Origin of the sequence: uncultured Senegalimassilia sp. (assembly GCF_934632265.1) — a bacterium.
Classification (GTDB): domain Bacteria; phylum Actinomycetota; class Coriobacteriia; order Coriobacteriales; family Eggerthellaceae; genus Senegalimassilia.
Map to the genome: position 1 here is coordinate 1 of NZ_CAKTYH010000050.1, position 13,283 is coordinate 13,283.

Here is a 13,283-nt window from a genome sequence, read left to right on the forward strand (position 1 = left end):
GGCCAGGATCGCTCCGAGGTGTTCGAGATGCGCGATTTCCGCGACGGCGACTCGTTCAAGCAGGTGCACTGGAAGCTGTCGGCACGCTTCGGCGACCTGACCGTGCGCGAAGCGTCTCTGCCGACCGATTACGATATCGCGCTTTTGCGCGACGCCCATGCGAGGTCGGACGATGGCGACGGACGCGAAGATGCGGTGAACGCCGTCATGACCATGCTGTCCGCGCTGAGCCTCGCCCTGCTGCGTCAAGGCCTTGCCCACACGGTCGTCTGCAAGGACGCCGAGGGCGCGCACGTGCAGCGCATCGACTCGCTGGCCGGGTTCGAGGACATGATGGATACGATGCTGAGCATGCCGCTGGAAGCCGATCGGCCGCATGACCCGGACGCCTTCAACCAAGTCCGCATCGCGTACGGCATCACGAAGACGATGCTGGTCACCGATGCCCTGCACAAGGACGCGCTCGACGAGCTTGCCGGCATGACCGACCTTTCCGTCGTCCACATCGGCAAGACCGCGCAGGCCGGCGCCGACGATGGCGGCCGCTACCTGCTCACGCACATCCCCGCGGAAGCCGTGTGCGGCGGGCGCATCAAGACCCTGGAGCTGTGACATGGCGAAGGCGAACGAACATATATATAAGGAAAGGGCCCTCGTCGTTTCGGCGCAGGTCCCCGAACGCCATCGCTCCCAGGCGCAAGCGGCGCGAGCGGTCGCATTCGCGGTCGCGCCCGCCCTTCTGGCGGCTTCGGCGGCGTTTTTGTTTGCCGCATGCCTGAGCGTGCCTGCCCTCGCCTGCATGCTGGCTGCCGGCGTCACCGTCGCGGGAGCGCTCGGCGCTCTCGCCTCTGCCGAGCGGCATAGAGGCAAGGCCGCCATGGCGGCGGTTGCCCTGACCTGCGCCGCACTGATGGCCGCCCTGGCCCTGCCCGATGCCCGATCGGGGCTGTTCTGCCTGGTCAACGGCATCGTTTCCCATTTCAACCACGTGTTCGGCACCTGGGCGGGGCTCATCCCCGGCTATGGCGCCGTGTGCGGATCGCCAGCGTTCGGCATATGCTTCGGCGTCGTCGTCGGCGTGATCTCGTGGGCTGTCACGCGCCTGCGTATCACGTCGACATCGCTTCTGATCGTGGTCGCCTTGTGCTCCGTCACCACGTTGCTCGGGCTCGGCAACGCCCCCGTAGGCTGCGGCCTGGCCGTGGCGGGATGGCTGACGCATTGCCGCGCCGAGCAGCTCAGGCACTCCGCGCGCAGCCTGGCATCGCTTGCCATCGGCGGGGCGTCCTCAGCGTGCGCCGTCGTCGCCGTCTTCGCGTTGTGCTGCGGGCTGTACGCCCCTGCACCCGCCGTCGACGCCCTGCGCGCAGGCGTTGCGCAGGCTGCTGACCAGGCACGATACGGGTCGGATTCGCTTCCCCGGGGCAACCTGCGGCAGGCATCGGCCATGAACGCGTCGCAGGACGCCACGCTCGAGCTCTCCTTCGATGGGAGCATCTCCGACGACGTGCTGCTGCGCGGCTTCCAGGGCGCCACGCTCGAGGGCGCCGTATGGCTTCCCCTTGACCACGACGCGTTCGAGGGGCAATGGACCGGCATGCGAAGCTGGCTGGGCGCCAACGGCCTTGCGCCCGCCTACCAGCGCGCGGACTTCGACGACGAGGCTGCCGCCGCCGGGCAGGACGAAACGCCCGTCAAGTCGCTGCAGGTGAACAACGTCGGGGCCGATGCGCGCTTCGTGTACACCCCCTACACGCTGCGCAGCCTCGATGGCGCCCTTGGAGCGCACGACCTGGACGCCGGCCTGCACAGCGGCTTTGTGGGGGCGCGCTTCTATCGCTTCACCATGGACGACGTTCCCGCCGCCGACATGCTGGCCGACACCGCCTGGCTATCCGGCAGGCAGGACGGCTACGCAGGCGCCGAGGGCGTGTACGCCGCGTTCGCGGAAAGCAGCTACCTGCAGGTGAGCGAATCCGAGAAACGCGATGTCGAGCGGCTGCTGTTCGGACAGGACAGCTGGAACGCCGAGGACGTCTCCGACTACGCCGTCATCAGCCGCGTGCGCACCATGCTGGACGCCACGGCAAGCTACACCGCCTCCCCCGCCACCGTGCCCGAGGGCATCGGGGAAGAGGGCGCAACCACGTTCACCAGCTGGTTTCTGGAGCAGCAGCGCGAAGGCGGGCCGGCGTATTTCGCCACCGTGGCCACGCTGGCGTTCCGCTCGCAGGGCATCCCCGCGCGCTACGTCGAGGGCTATCGGGTGGACGCGGACAGGGCCTCGGCTGCTGCGGAAAGCGGCCAACCCGTCACGCTGACAGCGGCCGACGCGCACGCCTGGTGCGAGGTGTACCTGAACGGGCTCGGCTGGACGCCCATCGAGGTCACGCCCGGCTTCTACACGCAAACGTTGCAGGCCGACAACGTGATGGACGTGAGCGAGGCCGTCAGCTCGGGCAACGGAAGCGTCATGGACCCCGGCTCGGTCGCAGGCGAGATGGGCAGCGACGCCGAACGGGAAGCCCAAAGGAGCCGCCCTCTTTCGGTGCGGCACGTCGTCGGCATTGCGAGCATCGTGCTCGGCGCGGCCTTGGCCGGCATCGCCGCGGCGTTCGCGCAGCGCGCCCTACGGCGGCACCTGCGCGTCAGACTCTGCGGCGACGACCGCCAGCACGTCTGCGTCCCGGCGCTCTACCAGCAGCTCACGCGCCTCATGGCCGCCGGCGCCCCGACGTTCGATGCCACGCGCCCGCTCGAATGCGCCGCTGACGTGCCCGCGGCGTTTCCCGGCATCGACCAGCTGGACTACAAGCGCGCCATCCAGCTGCACCAGGCGTTCGCCTTCGGGGGACGCCCGCTGAAACCCAACGAGCTGCGCACGGTGCGCAGCTTCAACGACCGCCTTGCCGCGGCGCTGCCGAAGCCCGGCACCGCTGCCGGACGCGCCCGCCGCTTCTTCGCGGACGCCTTATAGAAAGAAGGGATGTATGGCAGACCGACGCACCCCGCATTCCAAGAAGAACCTTGCCGCCGCCGCGACGTCCATAGCCGTCGTCGCCGCGTTCGGCGCAGGCGCCGCCGCGCTCGCGCAGGGCGGCGCATCGTTCGACCCGAGCAGCTTCACCTCCGCATACGCCCCGGCGCCGGCCGATGGCGCGAAGGGGTATCAGGCAAGCGAAACCGAAACCGACGCCCAGGCCAACCGCCAGCAAGACGACGCGGAAAAGCAGGACGAGCAGCACACGGCGCGCGACGCCTTCAGCGACCTGCCCCTTGAGGGAGGCACGGGGACCACGGCCTACAACGCCACGGGCGAAGGGTCGCAGACCATCGCCGTCGCGAACGGCCAGGCCAGCGGCTCGGACGGGAGCACCGTCGTCGGCACCCCCACGGCAACGGGCCCCGTCATCGGCCAAGGAAGCGGCAACGGCAGCGCAACCGGCAACGGGAACGGGAACGGGAACGGCCAAGGCGGCCAGAACGGCCAGGGCGGGCAAACCGAGAATCCGCAGCCCACGCCGCAACCCAGCCCGCAGCCCACGCCCGACGAACCCGCGAAGGACTCCTACGACTACCTGCCCCGCGATCCCGACCCAATTAAGGAGACGCCTTTCGGCGGGACCGATAATGACCAGTGGCACAAATATACCGGCGGAAAGGACAGCTCGACCGTCAGCGACGACGACATCATCATCAACGGCGAGAAGAGCAAGGTCTACGACGGCCAGAAGCTCGATGCCTGGACGCTGTTCTGCTCCGTCAACGCATACTGGATGGATTTCGAAACCTGGTCGTTCATCTACTTCGGATGCGCCAAGGACGACTTCGACTCCTACCCGTATTTCCGCATCAACTCATGGGAGAACCAGGTCACGGGCGAGAAGAACCCCGCTATCTGCCCCAGCCCCGATTCCCCGCTCACCGTTAGCGTATCCTACCGCGTCTCGACCGACGAACCATGGCGAACCCGAGACGTCACGTTGACGCCCCAACGCTCCTGCGTCTTCGTGACGGGGCTTCCCGATGCATCCGGCGAAAGGCCGGTGCTGTTCTCGCACACCGACGACACCCTCAAGCTGTGTCTGCTCAGCGCCGCCACCCAGGAGGCGTTCATGAGGTCCGCCGGATACATCGACGCGGATAAGTACCTGGACGCCCTGCTGCTGAGCTGGAAGGAAGGCTCTTCCGACATCCCTAACCTGTATACGCTCACACCTGGACGGCACGTCATCATCCCTGGCGACATCGCCCCGCTCGACCCCGGGTTCCTGGTGCGCTTCCAAAGCTATTCGCTCGATGAGAACGGCCATGTGTCCGAATCGCCGACCGACACCTATAGCGCGCGCCTGCAAACGCTCGTCGACGTCGACGGCTCGGTGGTGGAGACCTCCGGCGAAGGCGACGGCATAACCGAATCCCTTGAGGTACCCGAAGGCGTCCAGGTCATCGACGGCAAGATGAACGACGACGGCACACGGCACGGCTTCGTCTGGAGCCTGACCGAGCTTTCCCTTCCCTCGTCGATCATGTACGTGAACGTGGATGCGGGCATCCAGGTGCGCGGCGCCTACCGCGTGGCCGACGACAACCCCGTTTACGCCGCCACCGCCGACGGTATCCTCACGTCCAAGGACGGAAGCGCGTACCTGGGCATCCCCACCGACGTCAGGGACCTGGACGTCCCCGCCGGCGTCACGCACGTGGAGGTGCCCAAGGCGAACCATCTCGACGCCGTTCACGTGCATGCGGCCGAGGATGGCAGCCTGCCCGATATCGAGGTCGGCAACCTTGACGACTGCACGCTCATCATCGACGACGGCATCTTCGACGAGTTCCTCATCGAGAACGAGGACGCCATCGAGAACGCCTGGACCCTGGAGGTGGCAAAAGCCAGCGAACCGGATAAGCACCTCACGCTTTCCGGCGGCGTGGTGTTCTCCGAAGACGAGATCGTGCGCGTGCTCGACCTGGGCAACGAGACCGTGTTCACCCAGCTATCCCATATCGTGAAGACCGGCGCGCTGGCGGGCAACGAATCCATCGAGACGCTCGTGCTCATGAACGCCTATTCCGGCGAGCCGCTCGTGCTCGAGGACGGATGCCTTGCCGACAGCAGCGTCTCCACCATCGTCTGCAACAGCAAGGAGGAAGCTGCCTACGTTGAAAGCCGCCTTGCGGCCGCCGGGGCGCCGGACGCCGAGGTCGTGGTGATGGACGTCTCGCAGGAAGGGTTCGTCTACTTCATAGACGGCGACGGCTGGACGACGCTGCTCTACGACTCCTGGTGGGCCGAGAGCTTCGACGGCACGCTGACCAGCGAGGATGGCAACAAGATCAAGGTCAACGAGATCTCGGACTACGCCTTCGCGGGCGACCTGGACCTGAAGTGGGTCACGCTCGACGAAAGCGTGACGAAGATCGGCAAGAACGCCTTCCAGAACTGCTCGAACCTCCAGGGGCTGTTCATCGGCACGCCCGGCACCGTCAACGTGGGTGCGAACGCCCTCGCAGGCTGCAGGGGCCTGGGCTTCGTGGCATCGCGCGCCAAGAACGCCTCCTTCGCCACCGACGAGAACCCGGGCGGCGCCGGCTGCACCTGGTACTGCCCCAGCGACGTCGAAAGCGGATACGACGGCCGCTTCGTCAGCATCGAGGACGTGAACGACCTGGTCGCGCTGCCGCAGGAAGACGGATCGCTCATCCTATACGGGTACAAGAAAAAAGATGCGGACGGCGCGCCGAACCTTGTCCTTGGCGCGGGAACCAGCCTGCAGGGAACCGTCATGCTTCCCGATTCCGTGACCGAGATCTTCGGAGCATCCACTGGCGGATACACCCTGCCCGGTGCTTTTGAGGGCACCGGCGGCGAATGGACCCTTGATTGGGAGAAGCTGCCGAACCTGCAGTACATAGGCCGCAACGCCTTCAAGAACTCCGGCATCCAGGGAGGCGTGTCCATCAGCCAGCCTGATGAGTACGTATGGATTCAGGCAAACGCGTTCGAAGGATGCGCCGGCCTAACCTTGGTCGACGTCACTGCAGCCAACCTGTTCGTCGATCAGGAGGCGTTCGCCAACTGCCCCGGCATCACCGAAGCGAAGCTGATCGCGCACAACGAGGAGGACCTTGCGGACCCTGGCAAGCAGAAGTACAACCGCATCGGCGCGAACGTGTTCGCCGGCAACGAGGCGATTACCGACATCACGCTCGGCGAGCGCGTGATGTCCCTTGACCTGTACGGCCCCGGTGCCGGATACACGTTCACCGGCACTGAAGGGGAGGAATACAGGATCTGCCTCCATATGCCCGACGACAGGCAGGTCCAGCGCGCATACCCGGACGCATGGGTGTACCGGTTCGCGGGATACACCGATTACAAAAGCATGCACGACCAAGTTGAAATGGACTTGTTCTGGGACGCCTTCATGTGGCCGACCGAGGAACAGGTACGCAAGGAGATGGCCGCGCGCCTACTGGAGCCCGAGAACCGCCTGCGCGCGATGATGGGGCTGCCTGCGGTCGACGAATCGACCGTGGTGATCGTCGAGACCATGGACACGAAAGACCCTGTCGCGCAGCCGGATAGCGAGTCGAATGCCACGGTTGACGTAAAATCCACCGCCGAAGCAGGGCGAATCGCTGATTCCGCGGGCGTTAACGGGTATGATGGGATTTGGCACCCCGCTGACAAATCCGACGGGGCCGACGCCGCAGGCGCCGACCTCGCCGATGATGGCGCCAACGCGCCCGACAACGGCGACGGCGACGCGAGCGGCGATGCCGCCCGCCCGGCCGCCGAGGCCGTCGGGACGCGCCCAACCGATACGGAACCTTCGACCAGCGCCCAAACCGCACCGGCCGAACGCTAGGAGGAATCCAGCATGCACAGCACCAACCGCCGCGCGGAAAGCGCTACCAAGGAAGGCGGCGTTGTCGACGACCGCCACAGCCGCCGCGCGCCGCGCGCCCGTTCCCGGAAAGCCGCGCTCGCAACGTTCGCCCTTGCCGGCGCGCTTGCCGCCGCGCTGTCCGCCGGCTGCGCCGGCGATAGCGGGAAAACCGCCGTCGAGCTGGACCCGAGCAACCCCACCACCATCACCGTCTGGGATTACTACAACGGGGCCCAGCAGGCGTCCTTCGACAGCCTGGTGTCGGAGTTCAACTCCACCGTGGGCAAGGAGAAGGGCATCTACGTGAAGAGCAAGACCCAGGGCTCGGTCGCCGAGCTGGAGAAGGCCGTTGCCGATTCGGCAGCCGGCGAGGTCGGCGCCGACGAAATGCCCGACGTGTTCTCCTCCTACGCCGACACGGCCTACAACGTGCAGCAACAGGGCAAGCTCGTCGACCTGACGGACTACTTCACGCCCGACGAGCTGTCAAACTATGTGCCCGACTACCTTGACGAAGGCCGCTTCGACGGCGACAGCTCCCTGTACCTGCTGCCGGTGGCCAAGTCCACCGAGGTGACCATGCTCGATGAAACCGACTGGGAACCGTTCGCCCAGGCCACCGGCGCCACCATAGACGACCTGGCTACGCAGGAGGGCATCGCAGTCACCGCGAAGCGCTATTACGAATACACCGACGCGCTGACGCCCGACACCCCCGGCGACGGCAAGGCGTTCTACGGCCGCGATTCCCTGTCCAACTACTTCATCATCGGCATGAAGCAGATGGGCGTCGAGCTGCTCGCGCCCGACGCCGACGGCAAAGCCCAGGTCAACGCCGACAAAGACAAGGTCCGCCGCCTGTGGGACAACTACTATGTTCCCTTCGTCAGCGGTTATTTCGACGCCAAGGGCAAGTTCCGCTCCGACGACATGAAGACGGGCGATATCATCTGTTACACGGGCTCCACCGCATCGGCGGCGTACTTCCCCGACCAGGTGGTCGACGACGACGGGACGCACCAGGTCGATTACCGCATCCTCATGCCGCCCACCTTCGAAGGCGGCAGCGCCGTGGCTCCTCAGCAAGGCGCCGGCATGGCCGTGGCGAAGTCCGACGAGCAGCACGAATACGCCTCATGCGAGTTCCTGAAGTGGTTCACCGAGAAGCAGAACAACCTGCGCTTCGCGACGGCGGCGTCGTACCTGCCCGTGCGCACCGACGCGAACAGCGTCGAGGAGCTTGATGGCGCGATCCAGAACGAGAACCTCTCCGTAAACCCCAAGACCCGCGACTGCATCGCCATGACCATGGAATCGTTCGATGGCGTGGAGCTGTACTCGACCAAGAGCTTCGACAACGCCTATGCCGCGCGCAAGGCGCTCGACCATTCGCTCGATGACAAGGCAACCGCCGACAAAGCGGCTGTTCAGGCGGCCGTAGCCGCCGGCCAGTCTCGCGATGAGGCGCTTGAGCCGTACGTGGGCGATGCCGCGTTCGAGCAGTGGTACGCCTCCTTCTGCCACCAGCTTCAAGCCGCAACCGAGGGCACGGAGTAGCAAGAGGTGCGAAACGAACGCAAGAACATAGGCACGGGCGCGAGCACGGACGTGGGCAAAAGCGCGGGCGCTGGCGCCGGCGCAGGCAAAAGCACCGCGAAGGGGAAGCGGAAGATATCCTTTGTCCGGGTGATCATGGCCTCGCTGGCCGCGATCGTCCTGCTCCAGGGAGCCTTGCCCATCGCGGTGCTCGCCTCCAGCGACCTGAAGGGCACGCTCGACGGCAACGCCATCTCCATCGACGCCCGCGCAGTGGACAACCGCAAGGTGAACCTGGAAAGCGCCATGATCAAAGGCTGGTCCGGCATTTCCCGCGACGCCGTCAACTTCAACTCCGCCCTTTCCGACCAGCTGGCGCAGTCGGGCCTCGACGTGTCGGGGTTCCTTGCCGACGATGATCAGAAGGAGGCCTTCGTAGCCGCCACCTTCCCGCGGCTGCTCTCCATCATCGGGACCAATACCACCAGCGGCGTGTACCTGATCTTGGGAAACGACGGCGACCTTTCCGCCGCGCAAGACCACATCGGGGCGTTCCTGCGCGATTCCGACCCCACCGGCAACTCGGATACCTATTCCGACCTGCTGCTCGAGCGAGGGGATAAGAGCATCGCCCGCAACGCGTCCATCGCCCTTGACAGCACCTGGGCGCCGAAGCTGCGCCTTGCCGGCAACGGCGTGCGCAGCGCCGACGACTTCTTCTATAAGCCCTACGAGGCCGCTTTGCAAAACCCCGGCGCCGAGGCGAAGGCCCTGGCGTATTGGTCGCAGCCGTTCGTGCTGGAAGACAATCCCAACGACAGCTACCGCATGATCGCCTACTCGTTGCCGCTCATGCTCGATGGGCACGTGTACGGCGTGCTGGGAATCGAGGTGTCCACCGCGTACCTGGCGGACATCTGCTTCCCCATATCCGAGCTCGACGGCAACGAAGCCGGCGGGTACGCCCTGGCGCTGAGGACCGACGATGGCTCATACCAGATCATCACGGGAAACGGCGCGCTCTACAACACGGTAAACGCCGAAGGGCCCCGCTTCTCCCTTGAGGACACGGGCACTGCGGGCCTTATGAAGGTCGAGGGCGTCAGCATGGGCGATCAGCAGGTGTGCGCGATCGCCGAGCCGTTGAAGCTGTACTCGGGCGTCGTGCCCTACGACGACACGGACTGGACGGTCGTCGGCCTGTTCTCCGAGGACTCCATCTTCGCCGTGGGCAACACGCTATACCACCGCTTGGGCATCACCATCGTCCTTGCCACCCTCGGATGCCTGGTGTTGGCGGCAGTGGCATCGCGCGCCATCAACCAGCCGCTCAGGAACTTGATCGGAAGCGTCCAGGGAGGCATCGAGGACTTGCGTACGTTCCGCACCTCCGGCGCCGAGGTCGATCAGCTCCATAGGGTCATCCTCGACCTTACCGAGGACGGCCTGGAGAAACGGCACATGCTCAACGAGGAGAAGGAACGTTACCGCCTTGCCGTCAAGGGCACGAACGACGCGTTCTTCACCTTCCATCCCGACAAGGGTACCATCGAGATCACGAACTCCCTCGACGACGGAAAATACGAGGTGGAACGCTTCTGGGACCTGTTCCGTCGCGATAGCGCGAATCCCGAGGCGGTGGACGCCATCGAGCAGGCCGTGAGCCAGATGCAGGAGACGACCATCCAGGTGGAGGCCGTGACCGAGCGCTCGCCGCAAGGACGTTGGCTCGAGGTGAGCTCGTCGCGCGTTCAGGACGCCGATAACGGGCAGGACTGCATGGTGTGCGTCATCCACGACATCGACGACAGGAAGCGCCGCGAGATCGAAGCCGCACACAAGCAGGCGCTCGACCCCGCAACGTCGACATACCGTTTCGAGCCTGGCATGGACGCCATCACGGCGGCGCGCGCGGACGCGGACGAAGGGCAGCTTGCCGTCATCGACATCGACGGCTTCGCGAACATCGTGCGCGACTACGGCATCCCCTTCGGCGACGTGCTGCTCAACGAGCTGGCCAAGGTCATGCGCGCCTTCAACCTGGACCGGGGGAACCACGACGCCATCCTGGTACGCGCCGGCGCCGGGCAGTTCGTTTGCTGGGTCCCCGGCAAGAGCGCCGACGACGCTGCCGTCGAGGTGGCCGAATTGCAGCGCAGGTTCGCGCGACTGGTGCGCGCCGGGGTGTTGGAGCTGAGCTTCCATGCAGGCGCAGCATCGGCGGAAGGCGTCAGAAGCACCTCCGAGCTGCTTCGCCGGGCGCGCACGGCGCTTCAGGCATCGATGGGGCATCACGCAGCCTGCGCATGCTGGGACCGGTCCATGGATGACATATGCGAGCCGAAGCCGTTCGACCCCATATCCTCGTTCAGCCATGTCGAGGACATGACCTTGCCCGCCCTGACGCTGAACCTGCTCGATCGACGCCTTTCGCTTACGGCCGGCATGGATCTGCTTATGCGGCAGCTGAACGAGAGGCTCGACGTGACCAACCTGTTCATCACGTCGTTCCAAGAAGACTATCAGACGGCATCGGTGCGCTACTTCTACGGCCCCATCCCGGGCATCGACGAGGGGGCCGTTTTCCCGCTTTCGCGGGAAGCCGTCAACACGCTGCAGCGATTCGGCGAGCAAGGCCTGGTGCATCCCGTGAGCGAGATGCCCATCTTCGCCATGTGCGAGGAGGTGCGCGTTTTCGCCAGCGGCGTCGCGTTCACTATGACGAACGCAGGGAGATATTCGGGGGCCGTGTTCTTCCTGAGCAACGCGGGCAAGGCCTTCGACGACGATGAGGCCGCGAGCACGCTGCGCGAGGTGGGCGCGATCATCCAAAACCGCATCAACCAAGAGGAGCTCGACCAGTCCGCCCAGGCGAAGTCCGACTTCCTCGCGCGCATGTCGCACGAGATCCGCACGCCCATGAACGGCATCATCGGCATGACCGAGATAGCCTTGAAGCCCGAGCAGAGCGATGAGCGCCGCGTCGATTGCCTGAACAAGGTGCACGCGTCGTCGCTGTACCTGCTCGACCTGCTCAACGGCATCCTTGATATGACGAAGATCGAGAACAACAAGATGCTGCTCGGCGATGCGCCCTTCAGCATGAGCCATGTGGTCGAGGAGCTCAACGCCGTGAGCGCCGGCCGGCTTGCCGAGCGCGACCAGACGCTGGTCGTGGATATGCGGATGCAGCACGATTGGTTCATGGGCGATGCGCTGCGCCTTAACCAGGTGCTCATCAACCTGGTGGGCAACGCCGTGAAGTATTCGCACGACGGCGGCACGATCACGGTAACCATCGAGGAGCGGGCTGCCGACGATGGTGCCGCAGCCGCGTTTACGCCGGGTTGCGGGGCCGCCGGGGCTGACGCAGGCGCACTGCCGGCGGGCTGCGAAGTCGCGGGGGCCGACGTGCAAACGATGGAGGAAGCGGCAGCGGACGTCCTTCCGGCAAACTGCGAGATCGCAGGATCCAGCACGCAGACTACGGGGAACGGCGCCCGAACGGCGAACGTGTACTTCGCCGTCGCCGATGAGGGCGTGGGCATCGCCGAGGACGACCTCGAGCGGATATTCGGCAAGTTCGAGCAGGTCAACACCACGGATGCTCGCCAGCAAGGCACGGGCCTGGGGCTTGCCATCAGCAACCGCATCGTGCTCATGATGGGCGACCGCATCCACGCGAGCAGCCGCCTGGGTCACGGCAGCACGTTCTATTTCGAGATCCCCCTGCCGATAACCGATGCGGTCGGCACACCCGCCCGCGGCGACGCCGGACAGGTCGACTTCGCCGGGAAGCGCGCCTTGGTCGCCGAGGACAACGAGCTGAACATGGAGATCATCGCGTACGTGCTCGGCGACATGGGCTTTACCGTGGATAAGGCGATGAACGGTCAGGAAGCGGTGGACGCGTTCGAGCAATCCCCCGCGGGACGCTACGACGTCATCTTGATGGACGTCATGATGCCGGTCATGGACGGGCTTGCCGCCGCGCACCGCATCCGCGGCCTGGGCCGCGCCGACGCCGCCGAGATCCCCATCGTGGCGACCAGCGCGAACGCGTTCGCCGAGGACGTGAAGCGCTCGATAGCCAGCGGCATGAACGCCCACGTGTCCAAGCCCATCGACTCCGCGAAGCTGGCCAAGGTGCTAGCGAAGGTGATGCGCTAGGGGCAGCTGCACGAATGCCTACCCTATAACGCACGAGGAGCCGCTTGTCAGCGGCTCCTCGTTTACGTTTACCTTTGCGCTTGTGTTGGCCGCCTGCCTCGACCGCAGACCGCGCCTTCGCAACCAACCGGCTTCAGCTTACACAACCAGCAAGTCGCTAACCGCAACCCGCAAGCTGCGCTTGCGCTACTCTGCCAGCTTCTTCGCCAGCAACTGGTTGATGATCTTCGGGTTGCCCTGGCCGCGCATCTCCTTCATGCACTGGCCCACGAAGAACCCGATGACCTTCGTATTGCCTTCCTTGTAGCGGGCAACCTCATCGGGATTCGCCGCGATGATGGCATCCACGACGGCCTCGATGGCGCCCGTGTCCGACACCTGCTTCATGCCGCGCTCCTCGACGATGACCGAGGGGTCCTTGTCCTCGTCCATGATGGCGGAGAACACCTGCTTTGCCTGCTTCGACGAGATGGCGTCCTCGGCGAGCAGCTTCACCAGCTCCACCGCACGGGCGGGCGTGAGCGGGCTATTCGCAAGGTCGGCGTCCTCGCTGGCGTTGAGCCATGCGGTAACGTCGTTGATGGCCAGGTTGGCAACGGGCTTCGCCAGCTTGGCGGCATCCTTGCCCGCAACCCCCATGCACGCCTCGAAGAAGTCGGCCGTGGCGCGATGGTCGACCAGGTG

General features: G+C 65.4%; 5 protein-coding genes and 1 pseudogene. 5 read left to right on the plus strand and 1 reads right to left on the minus strand.

Annotated elements, in window-relative coordinates:
* The 5 genes from Q0H50_RS05090 to Q0H50_RS05110 all read left to right on the plus strand — a co-directional run.
* The coding region (locus Q0H50_RS05090; protein ID WP_294420034.1) for a DUF58 domain-containing protein at nt 1-612 on the plus strand (612 nt) is incomplete at its 5' end.
* Between the two features lies 1 nt (nt 613).
* Nucleotides 614-2,977 carry a transglutaminase family protein gene (locus tag Q0H50_RS05095; protein WP_294420038.1) on the plus strand — a complete coding sequence of 788 codons (2,364 nt, stop codon included), beginning with the start codon at nt 614-616 and terminating at the stop codon, nt 2,975-2,977.
* A gap of 13 nt (nt 2,978-2,990) precedes the next feature.
* Nucleotides 2,991-6,872 carry a leucine-rich repeat protein gene (locus Q0H50_RS05100; RefSeq protein ID WP_294420040.1) on the plus strand — a complete coding sequence of 1,294 codons (3,882 nt, stop codon included), beginning with the start codon at nt 2,991-2,993 and terminating at the stop codon, nt 6,870-6,872.
* 12 nt (nt 6,873-6,884) lie between these two features.
* A complete protein-coding gene (locus Q0H50_RS05105; protein WP_294420041.1) occupies nt 6,885-8,450 on the plus strand; it encodes an extracellular solute-binding protein in 1,566 nt (521 codons plus the stop codon).
* Between the two features lie 6 nt (nt 8,451-8,456).
* A complete protein-coding gene (locus Q0H50_RS05110) occupies nt 8,457-12,599 on the plus strand; it encodes an ATP-binding protein (protein WP_294420043.1) in 4,143 nt (1,380 codons plus the stop codon).
* Between the two features lie 186 nt (nt 12,600-12,785).
* Here Q0H50_RS05110 and Q0H50_RS05115 read toward each other — a convergent pair.
* Nucleotides 12,786-13,283: pseudogene (locus tag Q0H50_RS05115) on the minus strand (Asp-tRNA(Asn)/Glu-tRNA(Gln) amidotransferase GatCAB subunit B); the annotation flags it as partial.

What these genes read in the sequence shown, in the direction of transcription:
- Q0H50_RS05095 (WP_294420038.1), top strand. Translation starts at nt 614, where the DNA reads ATGGCGAAGGCGAACGAACATATATATAAGGAAAGGGCCCTCGTCGTT.
- Q0H50_RS05100 (WP_294420040.1), top strand. Translation starts at nt 2,991, where the DNA reads ATGGCAGACCGACGCACCCCGCATTCCAAGAAGAACCTTGCCGCCGCC.
- Q0H50_RS05105 (WP_294420041.1), top strand. Translation starts at nt 6,885, where the DNA reads ATGCACAGCACCAACCGCCGCGCGGAAAGCGCTACCAAGGAAGGCGGC.